We start from the raw sequence: 25349 nt of genomic DNA on the forward strand, positions 1-25349 counted from the left end.
TGAAGACTGGCGTCTTACCTTTGAAACAGAAACAAAAACAAAGACAACGTAATGGTTGCCAGAGATTTTAAAACAAGAGTTCTACCAGTAAGCAAAAAGTTGCTCCGGTTCGCCACTCATTTTTTAAAAGATGAAGACGAAGCGCGCGATGTGGTTCAGGATGTATTCCTGAAACTCTGGCAAAAACGAGATACGCTGGGAGAAATTGAAAATATTGAGGCTTTTGCTATGCGAATGACGCGCAACCGCTGCCTCGATGTGATAAGGGCAAACAAAGTTGTGCCCATAGATGCGGAGACCGACCGCAAATTAAAAGAAGAATCGGTAGACGTTCATAAACAGGTTGAATTAAGCGAAACGGCAGCACAGATTCAAAAGCTCATTAATACATTGCCCGATTTGCAACGAACAGTGATGCAACTCAGGGACATTGAGCAAATGAGCTATGAAGAAATTGCTGAAGCTACTGATTTAAAAATAAATGCAATCAGGGTGAACTTGTCGAGGGCAAGAAAGAAAGTTAGAGACGAATTTCTAAAAATAAATTCAAACGGACGGCCAACAGCTGGAGTGAAAACCGAAGAATTTAGAGTAAATGCAGGCACGGTGTTGCAAAGGGTAAACGGAATTCAAAAAAATTAAGACAATGGAATTAAAAGAAATAAAACGATTATTACAATTATATTTTAACGGTGAAAGTACACTGGAAGATGAAAGAAAGTTAGAAGCCTACTTTAGTGGAGGAGATGTGGCAGATGAACTGAAAGAATATGCTGAATTTTTTGGAGGGATTTCGGAACTTGCTGAATTAGCGGATGATCCGACCATTGAAGATGATGTAATGGATTACATCCTGGAAAACGAACACCAGGAAAAAACAAAATATCGTTCGATGTGGAAAACGGTTACCGGAATTGCGGCATCTGTAATCATTGTTTTGGGAGGATTTCTTTTTTACCAGCAACAAAATCAGCAGCCTTTTGAAGACACATTCGATGACCCGGAAGTTGCTTATGCTTACGTCAGGCAAACAATGCAGTATGTTTCAGGAAAATATAGTGAAGGACTGGCAGAATTATCAAATTTTGAAAAATTACAGGTGGCTGCCAAGCCTATAAAAGAAGGAGTTAGACCGGTAAATGAATTCTTTGATGAAATTAGCAGGTTAAAGGCTGAAGATGCTCAGGTACAGTCGAATACGACTGAGGATGATTCAATAAAAACAAAAAAATAAATAAACGAATACATAAAATTGAAACCATGAAGAAGCTGATATTATTAATTGCAGTTGTATTGCCGATGGCAGTGCTTGCACAAAAATCTCCGGTTGACAAGTTGTTTGAAAAATATGCCAACCAAAAAGGATTTACCACCGTTAGCATTTCCGGTAAACTGTTGAGTTTTGCTGCTCAGTTTGATACCGGAGACGAAGCTACAAAAGATTTACTGGCCAGTTTGAGAGGAGTGCGTGTTCTTTCGGTTGAAGATGACGAACTGAATAAAAACATCGATTTTTATGCTGAATTGGAACGAGACGGATTTTTTAAAGACAAGGATTTTGAAGTGTTGATGGAAGTTACTGAAGACGATGAAGTCGTGCGTTTTCTGGCGAAAGACGCCGGAAACGGGAAAATTTCAGATTTGTTACTGGTAGTAGGTGGCGACGACAATGCTTTAATTAGTATCTCCGGTATAATTGATCCGGAAAATATTGGCAAAATTACCAGGTCGCTTGATGTTGATCTAGGTGATATTGATGTTGATATAAAAAAATAAAAAGGATAACTTTGAGGTAAAAGTCCGGGAACCCCCCGGACTTTTTTATGCGCCATACTTGAGATTTCCAAGTATTTCGTAATTTTAAAGCGTTATAAATAAGTCTATGAGTACAAACGAAATATTTGGTAAACATCAGATTACCCCGGGAAATACAAAATCTTTTATTCTTGGCAATTCTACGCTTTGGGTAAAGAGGGAAAAAGAGGGCTGGCGTCTGCTTTATAAAGAGAATTTGTCAGAGCAGGATGAGCAACCTGATTTTGGCAATGCTGAATATTTTCAAACGGGAAAATCCAATTCTGTTGTCCTTGCACCGGCACTACCGGTAAAACCGATGGTTTTTAAAGGATCTCAGTTGAAGGTGTCACCCAAACAAAAGTTTACTTTTTTTCTGAAAATACCCATTACAATCCAGGTCTATTATTCAAAAAATGCCGGAGAAAATCTGTTAAAGGAAATTCCTTACAGACGTCTTTCTGATACATGGTTTGGCGAACCAGATAACGGAGAAGCAGCATTTGCTCTGGGGTATGAATATTTTTTAAATTTTGAGACCGTTGAAATATCTCCTTTTGAAGCTATTTGCCCGGTTTCTATATTTAATAACTCTTTAAATACACTCGAAATACAACGACAAATCATCCGTGTTGAACACCTTACCTTGTATAAAAATACCGATAAGATTGTGACCAGCCTGGTGCAGGTAGAATACAAGGGGCAACAGATTTTAAGTGCTGCAGATTATCATTATTCGAAAACTTATGATGGAGAAAAACAGGATATATTGACAAAACCAAGAAATACCAGTAGTAAGAATCTGCTGAAAATTAATTTTCATTTTATTAAAAACATCTACAAAATCGATTAATTATGAATCTGGACTTGTCAAAATATATCTCCAATCCGATTATTGAAAAGATAGTAATTGCATTAATAATCCTGATTGTTGGATTTATTATCATCCATGCCCTTACTTTTATTGTCAAAAAATTTCTTCCCCAAAAATGGTCCAGGCAACGCAAAATGATTGTAACGCGGTTTGTTGAGTATTCCGGTTATATTTTTCTTTTTTTTATTTTGATATCGGCATTAAACCTTAGCGATAAGCTCACAACAATTTTTGGTGCGGCCGGTGTAATTGGAATAATTATAGGATTTGCTTCGCAAACCAGTATAGGGAATATTATAAGTGGTTTTTTTCTTGTCTCTGAAAAATCGTTTGAATTGGGCGATGTAATAAAAATAGGCGATAAAAGCGGAGTAGTTTACAGCATTGATTTACTTTCAATAAAAATTAAAACTTTTGATAATCTGTTGCTGCGAATTCCCAACCAAACAGTAATAAGCAGCGAAGTTACCAATGTTACAAGGTTTCCTATTCGCCGGCTCGATTTTAATGTAAGTGTGGCTTACAAAGAAGATCTTCGAAAGGTAAAAACAGTTTTGGAACAGGTGGCCAAAAACAACCCTTTGAGTTTGGATGAACCTGAACCACTTATTGTTTTTAAAGATTTTGGCGACAGTGGAATAAATATTTTGCTTGGTATATGGTTTGAGAAGGCCAATTATCTGGCAGTAAAAAATTCTATTTTTCAGGAAATAAAAGAAGCTTTTGATGCCGAAGGTATTGAAATACCGTTCCCGCACCTGAGTTTATATACCGGAGAAGCAACAAAACCTTTTCCGCTGGTTGTTGAGGAGATTAAAAAAACAAAATAGTTCACAAAAAAAGAGGCTGCAATTGCAACCTCTTTTTTTTAATTCTTTGTTTACATCAATCCTTTCTTTTTCAGATATGGCTCTATTGAAGGCTCTTTTCCTCTGAAATTAACATACACCTTCATTCCTTCGTCGGAACCTGATTTAGCCAGCAGCTCACGGAACTTGGCTGCAACTTCAGGATTAAACAAATCACCTGTTTCTTTAAATGCGTAGAATGCGTCGGTGTCGAGTACTGCTGCCCAGTAATACACATAGTATCCTGCAGAATATCCGCCTGCAAAAATATGCGAGAAATAAGTGCTTCTGTAGCGCGGAATAAATTCAGCAATTAAACCGATTTTATCCATGGATGCTTTTTCAAATACACGAACATCAGCAATATTTGCGTTTTCTGCTGTATGATAATCCAAATCCAAAAGCGAGGCAGCCACATATTCTCCGGTGATAAAACCCTGGTTAAATGTGCCGCTTTTCTGCAGTTTTTCGATTAACTCGTCCGGAATAGGCTCACCGGTTTGATAATGTTTGGCGTATACTTTCATCACCTCCGGTTCGGCAGCCCAGTTTTCCATAATTTGTGAAGGAAGTTCAACAAAATCACGTGGCACACTTCCGGCAGTTCTATCGTAAGGTCCATCGGTAAATAAACCGTGTAGGGCATGGCCGAATTCGTGGAACAGGGTTGAAACTTCATCAAAACTCAGCAAGGCAGGAGTATCACCGGCGGGGCGTGTAAAGTTCATTACAATCGAGCCAATTCTTGGAATCCGTTTTCCATCTTTGGTATAAGAAGCCTGACGGAATCCGGTTGACCAGGCACCAACTCTTTTCCCGTCGCGTGGATGGAAATCCATGTATAAAACGCCAAGCAAAGAGCCGTCAGCTTCCTGCACTTCGTATGCTTCTGCTTCTTCGTGGTACGTTGGAAGATCATCTCGTTTTATGAATTTTAATCCATAAAGATTTTTGGCCACGTAAAAAATGCCATCTTTTGCATTTTGCAAACTGAAGTAGGGTTTTATTTCGGCTTCGTCGAGATTGAATTTTTCTTTGCGCAGTTTTTCGTTGTAATACCACCAGTCCCAGGAAGCGAGTTTAAAGTCATTGCCTTCGCGATCGATAATCGCCTGCATCTCTTTTACATCCTGTTTTGCCATATCCAGCGCCGGTTCCCAAAGTTTCATTAAAAAGTCATAAACAGCTTCGGGAGTTTTTGCCATGTTGTTATCAATTACATAATCGGCGTAGCTATCAAAACCAAGTAATTCCGCTTTCTCGTCGCGTAGTTTTATAATTTTCTGGATTGCCTCTTTATTGTCGTTTTCATTGCCGTTGTCGCCACGCATAAAATAACCACTGTACAATTTTTCTCGCAAATCGCGATTTTCAGCATACTGCAAAAACGGAATCATACTTGGCTTGGCCAATGTGAAAACCCACTTGCCGTCTTCTCCTGATTTTTTTGCATCTTCTGCTGCGCGTGCGATAACATCGCCGGACAAGCCAGCCAGGTCAGCTTCATTATCAATTACCAGTTTAAAATTTTTGTTGGTTTCAGCCAGCAAATTCTCTCCAAATTTTAGGCTCAAGCCGGAGAGTTCTGTATTTATCTTTTTCAATTTTTCCTGATCTTCTGCCGAAAGATTTGCCCCGCTTCTTACAAAATCCTTGTAGTATTTCTCAGTAACGCGCAACTGTTCTGCATCCAAACCCAGATCGTTTCTTTTTTCATACACCGCTTTTACTTTTTTAAAAAGTTCGGGGTTCATCATTATATTATCCCGGTGTTGGGTTGTGAGCGGTGAGATTTCACGGGCCACAGCCTGCATCTCTTCATTCGTATTTGCTGAATTTAGCGGACCAAAAACACCACTTACTTTGCTTAATAATTCCCCTGATTTATCCATTTCCAAAATGGTGTTTTTAAACGTAGGATCGGCTGTATTTGCAACAATTGCATCAATCTCAGCCTGTTGTTGCTGTATTCCCTCTTTTACAGCCGGGACATAATGTTCAACTTTAATTTCGTCAAACGGAGGCACTCCAAACGGGGTAGTCCACTCCTTAAAAAACGGATTCTCCATAGTAGTCGAATTTTCCTTTTTCTGACTTTGACACGATACCAGCGCCAAGCCTAAGACAAAAATAACAAACAGCAGTTTTTTCATTTCGAATTATTTTAAATTAAATAGTTTCAACAGCAATTTAATAAGCACATTTTTTATGAAGTACGTTCTTATTCCCGATTCACCTATAGACATTGGTTAAAAAACAGGCGCGAAATATAATGAATTTTGGTTAAGAGAATTATGATTCTTGTACATTAAACAAAAAACTAATCGGTAATAATAGAAACAGAAACAGGAATAGAATTCAAATTTCATTATATTTGAATTCAACGAATTAAACCAACTACCATTATGAAAAAGCCTGACAACGAAAAAGCGTCTCCGGTTTCAAAATCGTCACGTAGAAATTTTTTGCAAAAATCAGTATTAGGCGGACTCGGAATTGCTTTTCTGGCAAAATCAAACAATGTAGCCGCTGATGTTGAATATACGACACAGAAAGTAAGCCGAACTTCAAATCCAACCGAATTAAAAATTACCGATTTAAGAGTCGCAAATACGACCGATGGACCAATCATAAAAATTTATACCAACCAGGATATTTACGGGCTGGGAGAAGTGCGTGACATCGCGGATCCTCGTTATGCCCTAATGATAAAAAGCCGTATTCTGGGATTAAATCCCTGTAATGTTGAACAAATATTTAAAGCCATAAAACAATTTGGCGGTCACGGCCGGCAGGGAGGAGGTGTTTCCGGAATTGAAATGGCCTTGTGGGATTTGGCAGGGAAGGCATACGGAGTGCCTGCTTATCAGCTTTTGGGTGGGAAATATCGCGACAAAATCAGGATTTATGCAGACACACCTTCATCAAAAGATCCTGAAGTTTATGCAAAAAGAATGAACTACCGAATGGAACAGGGATTCACATTTCTAAAAATGGATTTTGGAATAGGCCTTATTAAAGATATTCCGGGGGCACTGATTGGTGAAAAATTTTGGAGCGGCCAGAGTGAATGGGATCAAAGTCGGCCTGGCAACTTAAGTAACACCAAACATCCGTTTACCAGAATTCAGATTACCGATTTGGGGCTTGAGAAAATGGTGGAATATGTTCATACCGTTCGCGAAATAGTAGGTTATGAAATTCCATTGTCTGCCGACCACTTTGGGCATTTTGACACAAATACAGCTATCCGCTTGGGCCAAGCTGTTGAGAAATACCAACTGGCCTGGCTTGAAGATATGGTTCCGTGGTTTTACACTGAAAAATGGAAGGAAATTACACAAGCTGTCAATACCCCCACTTTAACCGGGGAGGATATTTTTGGAAAAGAGGCTTTTATAAAATTGTGCGATGAACATGCTGTTGATATGGTTCATCCTGATTTGGCTTCCGCCGGTGGTCTTCTGGAAACCAAAAAAATTGGCGATTATGCCGAGGAGAAAGGAATTGCAATGGCGATGCATTTTGCAGGAACACCGGTTTCGTTTATGGCAAATATACATTGTGCAGCCGCTACGCAAAATTTTGTCGCTCTTGAACACCACGACGTGGATACACCATATTGGGAAGATTATGTTGTTTGTGATAAACCCATTTTGCAAAATGGCTTTGTGGGCGTTCCTGAAACACCCGGTTTGGGAATTGATTTAAATGAAGAAGTAGTTAAAGAACATTTAAAAAAAGGAGAAAAGCTATTTGCCCCAACCGATGAATGGAACCAGAGAAATTCCTGGGACCGTCAATGGAGCTAATCAAAAAATATTGACCATAAACCTAAACTTAATTTTGTGAAAAAAAATAGATTCTACTATTACCTGCTTACTTTAGCATGCCTATTTTTTGTTTTATTTATCTTTCTTTCAATTGCGGGGAAACAAGAATACAAGGGGCCTGCGCTTATTTTAGGATTTATAACACTGGCAATTGCTGTACGCGGTTTTCCGACATTTAAAGGTTTTTCTTATTCACTTTGGATTTTTACGGCAGTTACAGTTTCCATGTACTACCCAAAATACTTCCTCGCAGCCGGGAGTTTTGAGTTTAAGCTTCTGATTGTTCCTTTGTTGCAAATCATCATGTTTGGAATGGGGTCTCAAATGAGCTTGTCCGATTTTGCCGGCGTAATTAAAATGCCTAAAGGGGTAATAGCAGGTGTAATTTGCCAGTTTACTCTCATGCCACTAATGGGAATAACAATTGCAAGCATGTTTAATTTTCCGCCTGAAATTGCAGCCGGTATTGTTCTGGTAGGTTCATCACCCAGTGGGCTGGCATCAAATGTAATGTCATTTATTGCCAAAGCAAATCTGGCACTTTCGGTCACTTTAACAGCATTTGCAACCCTGTTGTCGCCACTTTTAACTCCGTTTTTGATGAAAACACTGGCCGGACAATTTATTGAAGTTGATTTTTGGAGTATGATGCTTGATATTTTTAATATGGTTATTTTACCAATTATCGCCGGCCTCATTTTTAATATTTTTTCTATTAGTAAGGTGTCTTTTAAAGGAAGGATAACTCAGCTAATCAGTTATTTACTTATTATTGTTTTGAAAAATTTTATTGCTTTTCAAACTTCTGATATATCATTCATTTTTTTCTTAAAAGGAATTGGAACTGACATATTCTGGTTTATGTTGTTGCCTTACCTGGGAACATTTGTTTTTAAGTATTTTGCCAAAGGAAACAAAGAGTGGTTAAACAAGGCACTGGCATTTATCTCTATGCTTGGAATCGGAATTATAATAACCATTATTACTGCTGCCGGACGCGACAGTTTGCTTGAAGTAGGCCTGCTGCTGATACTTGCTTGCTTTATACACAATATGTTTGGGTATGGTTTGGGATACACCATTGCCCGTTTTGTATTGAGAATGAATGAGCAGGATTGCCGAACCATAGCTTTGGAAGTAGGTATGCAAAACGGTGGGTTGGCATCGGGGCTGGCACTGCAAATGGGAAAAGTTGCTACAGTAGGATTGGCACCGGCAGTTTTTGGACCAATGATGAATATTACCGGTTCATCACTGGCTACCTGGTGGAGAAATAAAAAAACCGGGATTCAAAAAAATAATCATCAAAAAAACAAATAACAAACAGATAAAAAATGAAAAGACTTATTCTGATTATTACAACAATTACCTGCTTTTCCGGAATGTTATTTTCACAGATAGAGCCTACGGTTGAAATGATGAAATTTTATACACCGGAATGGAACGGCGAACGGGATGCCGGTGGTCGCCCAATAGTTCCTGATGAATTACTTGACCGCCTGATAAATTTATCGATTGAGGAAGCCTGGGGGGTACTTCGTGGCGAAGGGTATCACAGTCAGTTTGAAAGTGGTTGGGAAATGATTCATACCAACCAGCCTTTTGTGGGAAGAGCACTTACGGTTCAATACATGCCGACACGGCCGGATATTAACAAACAAATTATGGATTTGGGAAAAGAACAGGGGCGAATCGGCGCTTCAAATTCCTGGCCCATCGACATGCTAAAAGAGCGAGATGTATATGTGGCCGACGGATTTGGAAAGGTTTTTAACGGTACATTAATAGGTGATAACCTGGGGAATTCCATTTATGCAAAATCAAAAACCGGAGTGGTCTTCGACGCCGGTGCTCGCGATTTGGAAGGCCTTTCAAAAATTGAAGGTTTTAATGCTTTTGTCCGGGGTTTCGATCCTACATTTATTATGGAAATGATGGTTACAGAGATAAATTCCCCTATTCGGGTAGGACAGGCAACAGTCGTTCCCGGTGATGTGGTTCTGGCCAAACGCGAAGGAGTAATTTTTATTCCGGCTCATCTGGTTCAGAAAGTCGTTATTACAGGAGAGTTTATTGCATTACGCGACCAATTTGGACATGAAATGCTCAGAAAAGGAGTTTATACTCCCGGGCAAATAGATACACAATGGACTGAAGAAATAAAAAGCGCTTTTATCAAATGGCTCGACGAGAATGAAGACAGTTTGCCTATGTCGCGTGAAGAACTGGACGAGTATATGAAAAACAGAACGTGGTAGCCGTTCCAGCTCATTTTTTCTGCAAAAAGCAAATCTCCAAACAATTTTACGGAAGCCAATTCCTCTTTTGGAATAATTCTTAATTTTGAAGATTGTAAGATAACTTTTAGTTGGATTTAATTTTCGGAAAAAACTAAAAGCTTTGTTTTTTTAACTTATGCAAATAAACGGAATAGATGAAAAAGTTCTTGTTGCGCGAATGATCTCGGGCGATAAAACTGCTTTCGAACTACTATTCCGGTTCTATTATCCTGGATTGATAGTTTTTGCTTCACAAATTGTTTTAAGTACCTCGGAAGCAGAAGAAATTGTGCAGGATTTTTTTGTAAGGCTATGGGAAAAGAGAAGCAATATTTCAAATAACTACTCCTTAAAAAACTATTTGTTTGCTTCCGTTAAAAATAGTTCTTTTAATTATCTGAAAAAGGAAAAAATTAAAGAAAATGTGATTGCAGATTTGAAGCAAGTTGTCAAAGAACATTTTCTTTATGAGGCTGATATTTATATCAATTCAGAACTTCAATCGGAGTTAAAACGAGCATTCGAAAAACTGTCTCCCAGAACCCGTGAAGTTTTTAGTCTTAGTCGCCTTGGTGGGTTAAAAAATGATGAAATAGCCCAAAAGCTTGGCTTGTCGAAAAGAACAGTAGAGACACAAATCTCAAATGCATTAAAAATCCTGAGGCTGGAGTTAAAGGATTACCTGACTTTACTGCTGTTATTTGAGCTTTTAAATCTATAATTTTAAAAAATCGATTTTTATATACGTGTACCTTTGATTCCAATTGTACTTATTATAAATAGGAATTTTTTATAGACACAAATGCAGCAGGATTACAAAGAAAATGCAGCTCAAAAGAAGTTTGAAGAATTTCTGGAATACCGGAAAGATTTATCTGAATTTGATAAGCGAGTTGAAGCAGGGGCAATTATTCAGCAAATAGAAACTGTAGATATTGATAAGGGATTTGAAAAAATTCAACACAGGATTGATAACAAGGACAAATCAGTTAATTTAATAAATTACTTCATCAGAGTTGCGGCAATTTTGTCCATTCCCTTATTGATGATAACTATCTGGAGTTTATTTTTACAAAACAAGACTTATACAAATCATACCGATTTTTCCTGGCAGGAATTAAGCAGTCCTGTCGGAATGCGGTCACAAATTATACTTCCTGATGGGACAAAATTGTGGCTTAATTCGCAAAGTACGATCCGTTACCGTATTCCTTTTGTAAATGAAAGCAGAATTGTTGAATTAAAAGGTGAAGCATTTTTGAATGTGATGCCGGATGAAGAAATACCTTTTTTGGTTAAAGCTGGCACTACGCAGGTAGAAGTCGTAGGGACCGAGTTTAATGTAAAAGCTTATCCTGAAGAAGAAAATATAGAAGTTGCTCTGCTTGAAGGGAAAGTAAAGTTTGCTGCAATAAATGAAAATCAGCAAAAATATCTGGAGCTAAGCCCTGGAGACTATATGGTTTTTAATAAAAGTGAGGGACAGGCAAAACGGATTAAAACCGATGTTGAAAAATATGCCGCCTGGCGCAAAAATGTTTTAATTCTTGACGAAACTCCGATAGAAGAAGTTGCTGTGCTATTGCAGAGATGGTACGGAGTGAAAGTAGTAATTCAGGATGAAGAACTAAAAAAGTACAAGTTTACAACTACTTTTGAAAACGAATCGCTTTTTAGAGTGCTTGAATTGCTGGAACTTAGCTCGCCCGATATAAAAGTAAAATATACCCCCGGGAAAGTAAACGACCAATTTGAAAAAACAAATCAGTCTACAGTGCTTATAACTTTAAAAACTAAAACGCCTATGTGAAAATAAAGCTGTAAAACTTCTGAAAATTTAAGAGGAAGTGCGCCAACACTCCCTCTTTAACTTAAAACCAAAGAAATTTGGTCCTAAATAATTTAATAAATAAACATTCAAATTTATGAAAAAAATTGTTGAACCGTTGTCCTTGTTGTACAAAGGACACAGAAAAAAATTAGTAATTATGCGTAATGCATTGCTGATAATCCTAATCAGTGTCTTTCAGGTGGTTGCTTCAGGCACCTACTCACAAACTGCAAAACTGAGTTTAAACCTGGAAGGAGTAACTATCAAAGAAGTTCTCGCAACAATAGAAGACCAGAGCGAGTTCTATTTTCTATATAACAGTGAACTTATTGATGTCACAAGGAAAGTAAACGTATCCATAGAAGATGAAAATATTAAAAACATTTTATCCCGATTATTTGATGAAAATGATGTAAACATTTTAATTAAAGACAAATACATTGTTCTGACACCGGTTTCAGATGATTCTGTTCAGACACAGAAAACAGTATCAGGTAAAGTTGTCGACGACAAAGGCGACCCGCTTCCCGGTGTTTCAATTGTTATTAAAGGAACCACAAACGGCACAGTAACGGATGTTAACGGGACTTATTCCCTAAACAATCTTTCCTCTACTGCTATTCTGGTTTTTTCATTTGTCGGAATGGAAACAAAGGAAATTGAAATTGGCAGTCAAACAACAATCAATGTTACGCTATCTTCCAGCGCAATCGGTATTGAAGAAGTGGTTATAACCGCTCTGGGAATAAAAAGAGAACAAAAAGCGTTGGGCTATGCTGTTCAGGCTGTTTCAGGTGAAGAATTGCAAAAAGTAGCCGGTGTTGATGTCGGTACGTCGCTAACCGGTAAAGTAGCCGGGGTACTGGTTCAAAACTCTTCCGATTTTAACGTTGAGCCAACAATAACGATTCGCGGCGAAACAGACCCGTTGATAGTTATCGACGGTATTGCTTACGCCAATAAAAAATTGAATGATATTGCAGCAGAAGATATTGAGTCAATGTCAGTGTTAAAAGGGGCAACGGCTTCTGCACTGTATGGGTTCCGAGGAAAATCAGGCGCTATATTAATTACCACCAAAAACGGTAGTACAGGAAAAATGGGGGTATCAGTCGACTTAACGTCTAATACCATGTTTAATGCAGGTTTCCTGGCTATTCCAGAAAAACAAAGCGTATATGGTCGTGGGAATAACGGTAACTACGATTTAAATAATACCAAATCCTGGGGGCCTGTGATGGATGGCAGCATACGAACTCAATGGGACCCTTATTTAATGGAATACAGGGATTACGAATATCTTCCTGTAGGGAAGGATAACTTTGATAACTTTTTGGAAACTGGCTACGTGACAAATAACAATGTTAATGTTGGATTTAGGTCGGAAAACGTAGCTCTTAGGAGCTCTTTGAACTGGACACAACAAAAGGGAGTATATCCGAATTCGAAGTTAAATAAATATACCTATACTCTGGGGGCGGATATTAATTTGGATAAGTTTCAGTTGTCTTCCAATATGTCGTACACCAAAAGAGAATCTCCCAATACGGGGACCAACGGTTATAAGTCGTACGATGTAATGTATTCTATGTTGATCTATTCGCCGGCTGATTATAATATTTTAGATTATAAAGACAATTATTGGATGGTCAAAGATCAAAAACAAAACTGGACTTATCCAAACGGGAATATAAACAATCCGTATTTTGACAGGTATGCAATAACCAATGAAGTTTCCCGCGATATTTTTAATGCAGACCTTTCCACAAGTTATGAGATTACAGATTGGTTAAAAGTTACAGCACGTTCCGGTCTCGATTTTTATGTAAACCGTGGTCAGATACGACTATCTCAGGGCTCCTGGACTTCAACGGGGGATACTGGGGTGCCCGGAATTAATTATCCATGGAACGGAACAAAAGTTGGTGCTTATATTACGGGCAGAACCCAGGGGTTTAGCATAAATAACGATCTATTGTTAACAGGTAACAAAAAATTTATTAATGATAAATTAGAACTGGAATACTTGGCAGGGGGAAACATATATTACAGAAGAGATGATAATCTGAGTGCTCAAACTACGGGTGGGATCTCAATTCCCGGCTATTATTCTTTAAAAGCTTCAGTAAACGCGGCACGTGTTGGAGAAACCAAAAACGCCGAGCAGTCTAACTCACTGTTTGGTCGTTTAGCCCTTTCATGGAATAATTTTATTTTTATAGATGCCACGGGGCGTAATGACTGGGTGTCGACATTGGCTGCGCCTGATATACCTCAATCAGATTGGTCTTATTTTTACCCGTCAATTTCAGGAAGTTTAATACTATCAGAACTGCTGCCTGACAATTCAAAAAACTGGCTTGATTTGTTAAAGGCCAGAAGCTCATGGACTACGGCAAAAACACCTCCCGGAGTGTATGAAATTCTAACTACATTTTCAACCAATACCGCTATTTGGGACGGATTAAATGGCGCAGCAGCACCTGACAAAGTAAGGAGTTCAACGATATTGCCCGAAAAATCAACCACATACGAAGTTGGGTTACAGTCTGTAATGTTTAAAAAAAGATTAAGCATTGATGCTGCTTTTTATAACAAGATAATTTCTGATATTTTACAAGATGCAAGCAGCCCAGCAGCCAGAACGCCGGCTTCCGGTATTGTGGGTGAAATTATTAATACCGATGAAGAACGAACAAGGAAAGGCTGGGACGTTGTGATGAACATAACACCAATCAGAAAACAAGATTTGCAGTGGGATATAGCTTTAAACTGGGGGACTTATAAAGAAATATATTCTAAAATAGATTCTGTAAATACAAAAAACAACGACAGAGAATGGATTGCTAAGGGGAAGCGTACTGATTTTATCACAATTCAGGATTTTGAATACCAACCCGAAACAGGAGCAATGATTTGGAATAATGGTTTACCCAAAAGAAGCAGTATTTATACTTTTTACGGATACCGACTCCCTGATTGGAACTGGGGGATTAGTAGCACGTTGCGATACAAAGACTTCAGTTTATTTATGTCTTTTGATGGAGTTGTTGGTGGATTAATGAATACTGTTACAGAGAGCTATATGTGGCAGGCTGGTGTGCATCCGGAATCTTTGACAGAAACCAGGGCTCAGGATGTGGCTACCGGAGACCCCCATTATATTGGAGAAGGTGTTAAAGTCGTTTCCGGATCGGCCACTTTTGACGTCAATGGAAATATTCTTACCGATGACCGTGTATTTGCTCCGAACGATGTTGCGGTAACTTACCAGAACGCCATAACAAGATTACATGCAAGCAGCGTGTGGGGAGGAACTCCAACCCCTTACGATATTTATGAAAGGACCTTCCTGAAATTGCGTGAGATCTCACTTACCTACACTGTTCCGAAAAATATATTGGCAAAAGCCGGCCCTATTAAAGGAGCATCAGTAAGCTTTGTCGGACAAAATGTATTGTTCTGGGCCAAAGACTTTAAATACTCTGATCCTGACGGCGGAAATGAAAATTTTTCCGACCCATCCGTAAGATACCTTGGTGGTAATATTAAACTTTCATTTTAACAACTAGAACTATGAAAAAATTAAAATATATTTTGATTGTGGTATTTTCTTTAATCTTTGCAGTATCATGCGATAATTTTGAAGAAATAAATACCAATCCCAATTCAACAGACCAGGTTGCACCCAATATGCTTGCAACGCAGACATTAAAAGATACCTATCGGTTTTGGAATATAAACGCGGCTGATTTTTTATCGGGAAACTTATTTAACCACCATCTTATTCAGACAAATAATGAAAATCCTGGTCAATATTATTTTGCATATTGGCCCTGGGGGAGTTTTGGTGCCTACACGCGGCTGACTGACCTGAAGTACATGGTACAGTTTGCTGAGGGCAGCTCAAACAAATCTTCTTATCAGGGGTTGGCATTGTTTTTAAAGGCCTGGATAGGCTTTCAGGCTACGCTGGATATGGGAGATGTCCCTTATTCCGAAGCCGGATTATATTATGAAGGAAATGTGCAACCTAAATATGATAAACAAGCCGATGTCTTTGCCGCAATTTTAGTCGATCTTGAACAAGCAGCCGGTTATTTTAGCGAAGGTCAAAGTTTTGACGGAGACATTATGTTTGGAGGAGATGCTTCAAAATGGGAGAGACTCTGCAATGCCATGCAGTTAAAAGTGATTCAAACGATGAGTAAACAGGTTACATCTGATCAAAAAGCCCGTTTTGCTCAAATAGTAGCTTCTGCACCGTTGATGGAGGGCAATGATGATAACTTTAAACTGGTATACTCTGCAACCGGGAATTCAGATGAAGCTTTCCCTTTTTATCAGAACGGAGTACAGTTTAGAGAGTATGCGTCCCTTTCAAAATTGACAGTAGATGCTTTGAAGAGTTTGCAAGACAGACGGTTATTTTATTTTGCTGATCCGGCACAGAAGAAGATTGACGAAGGCTTAAATGAATCAGATTTTGATGCTTATGTTGGAGGGTTGAGTTCTTTACCTAATACGGTGTTACAACCTAATGGATTAGCCGGTGAATATTCTTTGGTAAATAGTCGTTATACTCAATTCCTTGATAATGATCCAATGCTCATTTTTACCTATTCAGAGCAATGTTTTATTATTGCTGAAGCAATAGAAGAAGGTTGGGTTTCAGGTACAGCTCAGACTTATTATGAAAACGGAGTAAAAGCACAACTGGAATACTATATGAGTCTGCCAAATACAGCAGAATACGTTCATGGGATGGCAATTGGGCAGGACTATATCGATAGTTATTTTACAGGAGCAGCAGCTTACGCAACCGATGGAAGTAAAACGGATCGCCTGCATCAAATCTGGCTTCAGAGATGGTTGATCGACTTCTTCCAGGGGAATGGCGGCAACTATCCTCAGTTTTTGCGCACCGGCTATCCTGAGTATCCTTTGGATCCCGCTACAAGTTTGAATCCGGATGATAATACAGTGTATCCAAAACGTTGGATGTATCCTACCAACGAACAATCGACAAACCCTGAAAATTATCATAAAGCGATTAATGAGCAATTTGGAGGGAGCGACGCCACCGACGAAGTCCCTTGGTATTTGAAATAGAAGATTGAAAAGTTAAAGTTAACTATTTAAGTCTGATGGGCCTTTGTGCCAGATTTAAACTTTTTCAGTAGCATTTCGGTGAAATTCTAATAAAAAAGTTACGATGGACTTTATAGTGCATTTGATTTTCGTTATTTAATAGATTGTTAATAGTTTAGTTTGATTGGAAAGGAATGGTATACCATTCCTTTCTCTTTTTTTTAATTATGAAAAAAATACTTACATATTCGTTATTGATTTTGCTTTACACAAGCTGTGTGAACAGCAAAGAACAAAAAGATACAAACAAACCGGTGGTAAAAAATGATTGGCAATTGGTATGGTGGGATGAGTTTGATATCAATGGGCTTCCTGATTCAACAAAATGGAGTTATGCCACAAAAGGAAATGAATACGGGTGGGGAAACAACGAAGCCCAGTGGTATACAGTTGCCGACACAGATAATTGTTTCATTGAAGACGGAATTCTGAAAATTACCGCAAAAAAAGAAAAAATTTCTTCCAAAAATTACAGCTCAGTGAGACTGACTACCAAAGACAAAAGCAGCTGGAGATACTGTAAAGTGGAAGCACGCGCCAAACTTCCGACAGGAAATGGTACCTGGCCGGCCATTTGGATGATGCCTGCCAAAAATAGTTACGGCGGATGGCCCAAAAGCGGGGAAATTGATATCATGGAGCACGTAGGTTTTAATCCTGATACTGTATTTTCAACAGTTCATACTGAAAAGTTCAATCATATGATTGGTACTCAGGTAGGCAAAAAGACTAAACTTCCTGAAGCAACCACCAATTTTAACATTTATACCATGGAGTGGGATGAAGGCGAAATTCGAAGTTATGTTAATAGTAAACATTTTTTTACTTTCAAAAATAATGGAGAAGGTTATGAAGCCTGGCCATTTGACCAGGCATTTCACCTGATTTTAAATCTGGCTATTGGCGGTGGATTAGGTGGTCAAAAAGGAATCGATGATTCATTATTTCCCCATACTTTTGAAGTCGATTACATAAGGGTCTATCAAAGGAAAGAATCCCAATAAGTAAATATCTGCAAATTAAGAAATTGTGGCATTAGAAAGGAAAACATAAAAGTGTAGGTAAAATGAACATAGGTATTTTCCATTGAGATTCAACTTGTTTACATTTGGCGGATGAGTCTCAAATACAAGCTTTATAAAGACAGGAACTTGCTGGTAGATGTTTTTTGAAGGTGAACTTAGACTTTCTGATTTTAGAAAACTCTATATTGCTGAAAGAGAAAATCTTGATTTTTCTGAAAAAAACAAGTCAATAAGTGATCTTAGAAACATTAAGCTCAAAGCTTCCCTGGCTGAGGTTAAAGATTTCTTAAAGTTTATGCAGCCTGCAAATAACAATTAAACCTCGAAGTGGGCTGTTCTTACCGAAAGTCCGATTCAGACAGCTTTGTCTTTAATGCTGCGGATGGATAGTCGTTAAAAAGATATGGTTCAGTTTTTTTTACGATCGTGGGGCGCAACACTTTCTTGAATGCCAATTATTCCGAAAAGGAATTAAATGATGAAGATTTTATCGTAGTTGAATAAATACTTACATTTTAACCCTTTTTTGTCTCCACTTCTCTGCTATTTCAATTTTAATTTTATTTTTTTTGAAAAATTTTCTAAATAGTTCATTTTGATAAAAATTTGTTAAAGGAGTGAAGCCTAATCGATTTTGGAGACTATAATGCTTGCTTTTGAGTGTTCGATTTTTCAGGCTTAAAATTTTTTAAGGAAAAAGACAAAAAAAATGTAACTATCCTTTTTCAACTTTACTAAATAAAAAAACACCAGAAAATTGAGCAAAGAAGAGAAATTTAACGCCATCGTATCTGAAAACAGTACGCGTATCCGGAACATTTGCAGATATTATAATTCCAATGGAGAGGATCAAAAAGACATGTATCAGGAAGTGTTGGTAAATATTTGGAAAAGCCTCGACAGTTTCAGAGGCGATTCTGCACTTAGCACCTGGGTCTACCGTGTGGCTGTAAATACTTCGCTTACTTTTACGGGAAAAGCATTCAGACATATGAAACTGATGGTAGACAGTGATACAAAAAATCTGGACTCTGTATTGGATGATGAGAATCTGAAAGAAAAGTTGGAACAGGAACACCAACTTGACAAGTTGCAGACCGAACTGAACCAATTGTCAGTAATCGACAAGGCGCTGATTTCTTTGATGCTCGAAGGGCTTTCCATGAAGGAGATTGCTGATGTAATTGGAATTACGGAGCCCAATGTGAAAGTTAAAATACATCGGGTGAAAACACAGTTGAAAGTAAAGCTGAAAGGAGAAAAATATGAAAACTGATAACGAAAATAGTAACTACACAGACCTCAACCCTTTAATTTCAAAATTAAAAAAAGAGGATACAAATTATGCCGTAATAGTAAGAGCTATTCAGTTTATGTATTGGGTCTTAGTTCCTTTTATCGGAATTATGACTATTCGTGAATACATGGATTCCCGTAATGTTATTGTTATCATCAGCGGTGTATGTAATATGTTGGCTTTTGCAGCTCTGGCCCTGTCTTTTAGAAAATATTATTACGAGTATAAATTTGTTGACTATTCTCTTCCAACCATTCAGATGCTAAATAAAGCAGTACATCGTTACCAACCATTTCAAAAGAAAACAATTAGGGTATTAGTTCCTCTTATTTTAATCGACGTAGCATTAACCCTTGATTGGATAGAAGATGGTACCTCTGTACTTCTTATCCAGGCCTTTTTTTGGGGCGCGATACTATTGGGTGTTATTATAGGGTTAATACTTTGGTACGTTAGGTACAAACCCATTCGAGATGAAGCACAGCGATTAGTACGGGAAATTGAAGGTGAATAATTGTTCGGCCTGTCGACGATAGGTATTGTCGAATGCCTGAAGCAGTCTTTGCTGTCTTAAATAGTTAATTTGGCTGGCATCGACATCCGGGGCATTGCTGTCGTTATAACAATTCTATTGTTGTTTGAATTTCGTAATTATTCATTTGATATTTGTTAAATAATGTTGTGAAATCCTGCTTTATTTGTAAATTAAAGTAGAATTTAAACTGATGAATGATAGAGTTTTACAGGCCACAAGAAATTTAAACCTACTAAATAAGACGTTTTTTTTACTTGTTTTATTTTTGTTGGCAATCTCCGGCTTCTCTCAATCAGGCGACAGTACAAAATTTATCAGTCACTTTTCCGGCAATATTTCGGCCACCAATAATGGAATTTCTTTGATTCCCTCTTTTAACCTTGGCAAACCGGCGGTTGTATTCAATTTGTCGGTTGGGGGAGACAAGCTTAGTTTTGACCCTCAACTCCGGTTCGCTATGGAAGGAAAACCCTGGTCGTTTATTTTTTGGTGGCGTTACCAATTGATTCAGAATGAAAAATTCCAGGTGAGGTTGGGGGTGCATCCGGCGTTGTCATTCAAAGAAATAAATATAATTAAAGACGGAACGAGCATGGAAATTATCAGAGTCAGGCGTTATTTAGCGGCTGAGCTCGCACCGAATTTTAAAATTTCAAAAAGCATTGCCATCTCACCTTATTATCTTTATGCTAACGGTATTGAGAATGATCTTGTGCAACACACCCAATATATTGCTTTACAAAGTAGTTTTTCTTCTGTTAAATTGTCAGACCAATTGAATTTTGAAATTCGCCCTCAAATTTATTTGCTTAAAATGGATGACCTTCACGGGTATTATTTTGCGTCAAGTTTTTCACTTTTAAAAAATAATTTTCCAATATCGCTTTCATTAATGATTAATAAAACCATAGAAAGTGAAATAGCAAGCGATGATTTTATTTGGAGTGCAAGCGTGATTTATTCGTTTGGAAAAAAATATACCCAACTTTAATTTTTTATGGTTATAACTTGAAATCTATCATTTATGGTAAAAAATAAGACTGAAAGTATTGAAGAATTTTACAAACGGAAGTTTGAGTGGATTCCTGAAAACATCCGGAACGAAATCGGTCATTTTAATTTGTTTAAAGTGGAACCCCCTGTTGGTGGAAAAAGAAAACCGGTGCCTTATCAAAAACGTGATTATTACAAGATCATGATTACAAAAGGCGAAAGTAAGGTGCTGTATGCCGACCAGGTTGTCGATGTAAAAGGTTACGCGCTGACATTCTCTAATCCGCAAATTCCATATAAGTGGGACTGTTTGGAGGGGATTGAACACGGTGTTTTTTGTGTTTTTAATCAGGAGTTTTTTTCACAGTTTGGCAGTATAAACAAATATTCGGTTTTTCAGCCCGGAAGTTCACATATTTTTACATTGAATACTGAACAGGCAAAAACGGTATTCGGGATTTATGAGCGAATGTTTGACGAAATTACTTCTGATTATATTCATAAGTATGATGTATTGCGAAATCTGGTTTTCGAACTAATACACCTTGCGATGAAGATGGAGCCCTCTGCCAAATACAATAAGCAGCATTTTGACGCCAACAAGCGGATATCAATGTTGTTTATGGAACTTCTGGAACGCCAGTTTCCAGTTGATGAATCGCACAGTAAAGTAGAATTACGCACAGCTTCTGATTTCGCCGACCAACTGGCCGTACACGTGAATCATTTAAACCGGGCTGTAAAATCAGTTACAGGGAAAACAACGACCGAAGTAATTACGTCCCGTATCCTACAGGAGTCAAAAATTTTGCTAACACAAAGTGACTGGAATGTTTCTGAAATAGCATTTGCACTTGGATTTACAGAAGCAACCCATTTTAATAATTTTTTTAAAAAGCATACTAATGTAAGTCCAACCAAATTCAAATCTATTTGATTTGCGCAACAAAATGTTTGTTTCGTGTTTTCTCTTAAATGTATCTTTTTTACAGATTAAAGATTTGTATTATACTACGCCCTTTAAACACCTTTTCTTCAAATATATTCTATAACATATTTCAACTATTTTATTGTTTTTATTCTTTTGTAAAACAATTGCGCTTATATCAATCTGTTATTTTTATAGTATTTAATTTGTTGGTAACGTTGATGTTATGTATTTATTTATGTTTTATGTTTTCTGTTTTTTTGGACTTTAGACTTTATTGTATTTTTGACAAAATATTAGGGGAGGTTTTCTTAAGGCATATTTTAAACTTAATTTCTTTTCTTTTTGTTCGAAAATGTTTAGATTTGGTACAATCTAGCTACTATAACTAAACTAAAACAAAAGCCTATGTCGTAATTCCAAATTCCCTGACAAATTCTCGAAGGGATAGAATCGTTACCAACACATTTTCGTGAAAGACTAACTACCTTAAATTAGTAATGAATGTTGCTAATGCAAAAAATCAGTTTAATAATACATTGCAGGAGATATACTCAGGCATAATGTAATTGCTATTTTTTTCTAACCAAACCATTAAAAAGTTGCCTATGGCAGAATTTTTATTCTTATAGAACTAAGGGAGTTGATATTCCCTTTCCCATTCTTTCCAATTTTATTTTATTAACAAAACTTAAAATCTATGAAAAAAAATCGTTTTGAAGGTTTTCTAACCTTTCTGTTAATTGCCATTATAATGGCATTTTCACTTGATTCTTTAGCACAACAAAAGCAGATTTCCGGACAAATCATGGATCCAGATGGAGCACCAGTGCCTGGAGTTACTGTTATTGTAAAGTCTACTACCGTAGGTACGGTTTCCGGGTTAGATGGAACATATGATTTAACAGTTCCTGCTGATGCGGCAACACTGGTGTTTTCATACATTGGTATGATAAGCCAGGAAGTGGCGATTGGAAATCAAACCGTGATTAACATAACAATGGAGCCCGATGTCATCGGGTTGGAAGAAGTGGTCGCTGTTGGCTATGCTACACGAAAAGCAGGGGAGCTTACCGGAGCTGTTTCTACAGTTCAGGCAACCGATATTGAAGAAATGTCTGTTGTAGACGCTTCTGAAGCTTTAAGAGCAGTTGCCGGTGTTACCGTATTAGAGTCGAATACTCCGGGAGAAGGCGCCACGGTTCGTGTTCGCGGTCTTGGCACAATTAATAACAACGATCCTCTGTGGGTTGTTGACGGCGTTCCGGGAGGGAGCGTTACACCTAATAATATTGAATCTATTACCATTTTAAAAGACGCAGCAGCTCAGGCAATTTATGGTGCCCGGGCAGCTAACGGTGTAGTTTTGGTTACAACTAAATCAGGGCGGAAAAACCAGAAGGCACAGGTAAATGTAACAATTAAAACCGGTGTCACCAGAAATACAAACTATTACGATCTTTTAAACACACAGGAATATGGCGAAATGTTGTGGCTGCAAACATATAATGACTGGGAAACAGCACATAATTCGTGGGTTGCTGAAGGAAGTCCGGCAGGGGAAGAGCCGGTGCTTACTTATTCTCATCCGTTGTACGGAAACGGTTCAACACCCGACATTCCCGAGTATATACGGCCAGCAAGAGCAACCAGTGTTGACCTTTCGCTATATGACGATAAAATGATTCATGAAGATGGTGATGATACCTATTTAATTATGAAAGCAAATCAGGAAGGCACGAGATGGCTGCAGGAAGCCGATCGCCCAGCAAAATATCAGGAATACACGGTTGATTTAAATGGAGGAAGTCAGGCTACGTCATATGCTTTTCAAATGGGGTACATGCTTGAGGAAGGTGTATTAAAATGGACTGGTTACGACCGTTTTAACCTTCGTTCAAATATTACAACAAGTCCTGCTGATTGGGTTGAAATAGGAGAAAGATTGGGCGTCACCTATAGCCAGGATTACGGTCACCAAACAAATAACTCAGAGTCTTCAATTGTATCGTGGGCCTATCGTATGCCACCTATTGTCCCGGTTTATGATGTTATGGGTAACTATGCAGGCACAAGAGCCGAAGGAACCGGGAATGCTCAAAACCCGATATTTTTGCTTGACTCCAATAAGGACGACAAAACCAAAAGGATGAATGTGAGTGGAAATGTGTATATTAAACTTACTCCTCTGGCCGGACTGACAATACAAAGTTTAGCAGGGGTAAATTACACCGCCCGTCACTACAGAAATCCTGGTTTTGTAGAAAAAGCTCATGCTGAAAGAGGTAAATATGCTTCGTTGGAAGAAGAAGCAAGTTTTGGTTTGCAATACAACTGGACAAATACACTTTCCTATTCAAAATTGTTTGCCGATGTACACGATGTAACGATAATGTTTGGTACCGAAGCAATTGATTATTCATATAATTATATCAATGCATCACGTTCAGAATTCTTTTCAAAAGACTTGAATTATATGCAGTTGGCCACTGGGTTACAAAGTATCAATAACGACGGTAACCTGGACTCCTGGTCGCTGTTTTCAATGTTCGGACGTTTGAACTATAATTATGAAAATAAATACATGCTGGAGGCGGTGGTGCGTCGCGATGGTTCTTCACGGTTTGGTAAATCAAATGCATACGGTGTATTCCCTGCTTTTTCTCTGGCCTGGAGAATTTCAAAAGAAAGTTTTATGGCCTCAACTTCCAGTTGGCTTGATGATCTGAAGATACGTGCAGGTTATGGTACTACAGGTAACGACAGGATTGGTAATTATAACAGTTATACCAAATTTGATATCAATTATAATAATTCTTTTTATCCAATAACAGGTGTAAATGCTACTACCGGTGCAACCGGTTTTTATCAGTCAAGTTTTGGTAACCCTGATGTGAAATGGGAAACTACTAAGACTACGAACGTAGGGATTGATGCTGCTATTAAGAAAAACCTGACTTTATCACTCGACGTTTGGCAAAGGGTAACATCCGATATGCTTTATCCAAAACAAATACCTATGGTGCTGGGGCGCGCCGATGCACCCTCTGTTAATGTTGGTGAAATGAAAAATCGTGGTTTTGATATTCAGGTAGGTTATGTAAACAGTGCCCTGAATGGTGATTTAAAATATGATGTAAGTTTTGATTTGTCGCATTATAAAAATGAGATTGTAAAACTTTCAGATAATGAAGATGAGTTCCTTTCCGGATCTTCATATCGCGAAATGATTTATACAAGAAGTGAAATTGGAACATCCTTTCCTGAATTTTATGGTTATGTTGTTGAAGGAATTTTTCAGACGCAGGCAGAAGCTGACGCATGGCCGACAGCTTTTGGAGCCGGTGGAACTTATAATCAACCCGGTCATTACAAATACAAGGATGTAAATGACGATGGGGTTATTAATTCGGAAGATAGAACCTATATTGGTTCACCTCATCCGGATTTTACAGCTGGTTTCAATCTAAATGTCAGTTACAAGGGATTTAATTTGGTAGCCCGTTTGTATTCCAGCTATGGAAACGAAATGGTAAATTATGTAAGACGTTTTATCGATTTTGTTCAATTCCAGGGAGGAAGGAGTCACGACAGGTTGTACAATTCGTGGGGAAGTCCTTATTTGAGTGACAACTCTAAAGCTAAGTTGCCAAAGGCTGAAGGTAATGATATCGACAGCCAGCAACCATCAACAGCTTTTATTGAAGATGCGTCGTATTTAAGAATGGAAAATTTGAGATTGGGGTATGATTTGAACAGACTTCTGGGTGACAAATTCAGAAACTTACAGGTTTACGGGCAGGTAACAAATCTGTTTACAATTAGCAAATACTCGGGGTTAGATCCAGAAGTAAATAATAGTGGAAGCAATTTAGGTATAGATTCAGGTGCGTGGCCAACTCCAAGGCAAATTGTTTTTGGAATTAATCTTGGCTTATAGCCCATTTATGTGTTTAAAAAT

General features: G+C 38.0%; 19 protein-coding genes. 18 read left to right on the forward strand and 1 reads right to left on the reverse strand.

Annotated features, from left to right (window positions below):
- Nucleotides 1-51: 51 nt before the first annotated feature.
- The 5 genes from GM418_RS18535 (at nt 52) to GM418_RS18555 (ending at nt 3498) form a co-directional block, all read left to right on the forward strand.
- Nucleotides 52-642: an RNA polymerase sigma factor gene (locus GM418_RS18535; RefSeq protein WP_158868736.1), complete on the forward strand. Its 591-nt coding sequence runs from the start codon at nt 52-54 to the stop codon at nt 640-642.
- Between the two features lie 4 nt (nt 643-646).
- A complete protein-coding gene (locus tag GM418_RS18540; RefSeq protein WP_158868737.1) occupies nt 647-1234 on the forward strand; it encodes a hypothetical protein in 588 nt (195 codons plus the stop codon).
- 26 nt (nt 1235-1260) lie between these two features.
- Nucleotides 1261-1776 (forward strand): DUF4252 domain-containing protein, encoded by a 516-nt coding sequence (locus GM418_RS18545; protein WP_158868738.1) that lies wholly within the window; start codon nt 1261-1263, stop codon nt 1774-1776.
- A gap of 106 nt (nt 1777-1882) precedes the next feature.
- Nucleotides 1883-2647: a DUF432 domain-containing protein gene (locus tag GM418_RS18550; RefSeq protein ID WP_158868739.1), complete on the forward strand. Its 765-nt coding sequence runs from the start codon at nt 1883-1885 to the stop codon at nt 2645-2647.
- A gap of 2 nt (nt 2648-2649) precedes the next feature.
- Nucleotides 2650-3498: a mechanosensitive ion channel family protein gene (locus tag GM418_RS18555; protein ID WP_158868740.1), complete on the forward strand. Its 849-nt coding sequence runs from the start codon at nt 2650-2652 to the stop codon at nt 3496-3498.
- Between the two features lie 50 nt (nt 3499-3548).
- Here GM418_RS18555 and GM418_RS18560 read toward each other — a convergent pair whose 3' ends face one another.
- A complete protein-coding gene (locus tag GM418_RS18560) occupies nt 3549-5669 on the reverse strand; it encodes a M3 family metallopeptidase (protein WP_158868741.1) in 2121 nt (706 codons plus the stop codon).
- A gap of 252 nt (nt 5670-5921) precedes the next feature.
- Here GM418_RS18560 and GM418_RS18565 point away from each other — a divergent pair, with 252 nt between their 5' ends.
- The 13 genes from GM418_RS18565 (at nt 5922) to GM418_RS18625 (ending at nt 25328) form a co-directional block, all read left to right on the forward strand.
- On the forward strand, nt 5922-7328 hold the full coding sequence (locus GM418_RS18565; protein ID WP_158868742.1) for a mandelate racemase/muconate lactonizing enzyme family protein: 1407 nt from the start codon (nt 5922-5924) through the stop codon (nt 7326-7328).
- Nucleotides 7329-7364: 36 nt separating this feature from the next.
- On the forward strand, nt 7365-8669 hold the full coding sequence (locus tag GM418_RS18570) for a bile acid:sodium symporter family protein (RefSeq protein WP_217447517.1): 1305 nt from the start codon (nt 7365-7367) through the stop codon (nt 8667-8669).
- 14 nt (nt 8670-8683) lie between these two features.
- Nucleotides 8684-9607, forward strand: a complete 924-nt coding sequence (locus GM418_RS18575) for an RraA family protein (RefSeq protein ID WP_158868743.1) — start codon at nt 8684-8686, stop codon at nt 9605-9607.
- 157 nt (nt 9608-9764) lie between these two features.
- Complete coding sequence (locus tag GM418_RS18580; RefSeq protein ID WP_158868744.1) at nt 9765-10349, forward strand: RNA polymerase sigma-70 factor; 585 nt, start codon at nt 9765-9767, stop codon at nt 10347-10349.
- An 81-nt stretch (nt 10350-10430) separates the two neighbouring features.
- Nucleotides 10431-11438, forward strand: a complete 1008-nt coding sequence (locus tag GM418_RS18585) for a FecR family protein (RefSeq protein ID WP_158868745.1) — start codon at nt 10431-10433, stop codon at nt 11436-11438.
- A gap of 115 nt (nt 11439-11553) precedes the next feature.
- The gene (locus GM418_RS18590; protein ID WP_158868746.1) at nt 11554-15024 is read left to right on the forward strand and encodes a SusC/RagA family TonB-linked outer membrane protein; all 3471 of its coding nucleotides are present in this window, start codon (nt 11554-11556) and stop codon (nt 15022-15024) included.
- Nucleotides 15025-15035: 11 nt separating this feature from the next.
- A complete protein-coding gene (locus GM418_RS18595; RefSeq protein ID WP_158868747.1) occupies nt 15036-16571 on the forward strand; it encodes a SusD/RagB family nutrient-binding outer membrane lipoprotein in 1536 nt (511 codons plus the stop codon).
- 206 nt (nt 16572-16777) lie between these two features.
- Nucleotides 16778-17614, forward strand: coding sequence for a glycoside hydrolase family 16 protein (locus tag GM418_RS18600; protein ID WP_158868748.1), 837 nt, complete (start codon nt 16778-16780; stop codon nt 17612-17614).
- 778 nt (nt 17615-18392) lie between these two features.
- Complete coding sequence (locus GM418_RS18605) at nt 18393-18911, forward strand: RNA polymerase sigma factor (protein ID WP_158868749.1); 519 nt, start codon at nt 18393-18395, stop codon at nt 18909-18911.
- Nucleotides 18901-19446 (forward strand): hypothetical protein, encoded by a 546-nt coding sequence (locus GM418_RS18610; protein WP_158868750.1) that lies wholly within the window; start codon nt 18901-18903, stop codon nt 19444-19446. The genes GM418_RS18605 and GM418_RS18610 overlap by 11 nt, the downstream gene beginning before the upstream one ends.
- Nucleotides 19447-19657: 211 nt before the next feature.
- Nucleotides 19658-20458, forward strand: a complete 801-nt coding sequence (locus GM418_RS18615) for a hypothetical protein (protein WP_158868751.1) — start codon at nt 19658-19660, stop codon at nt 20456-20458.
- A gap of 33 nt (nt 20459-20491) precedes the next feature.
- On the forward strand, nt 20492-21397 hold the full coding sequence (locus tag GM418_RS18620; RefSeq protein ID WP_158868752.1) for a helix-turn-helix domain-containing protein: 906 nt from the start codon (nt 20492-20494) through the stop codon (nt 21395-21397).
- 691 nt (nt 21398-22088) lie between these two features.
- On the forward strand, nt 22089-25328 hold the full coding sequence (locus GM418_RS18625; protein ID WP_158868753.1) for a SusC/RagA family TonB-linked outer membrane protein: 3240 nt from the start codon (nt 22089-22091) through the stop codon (nt 25326-25328).
- The last annotated feature ends 21 nt before the right edge of the window (nt 25329-25349 follow it).

Origin of the sequence: Maribellus comscasis (assembly GCF_009762775.1) — a bacterium.
Classification (GTDB): Bacteria; Bacteroidota; Bacteroidia; order Bacteroidales; family Prolixibacteraceae; genus Draconibacterium; species Draconibacterium comscasis.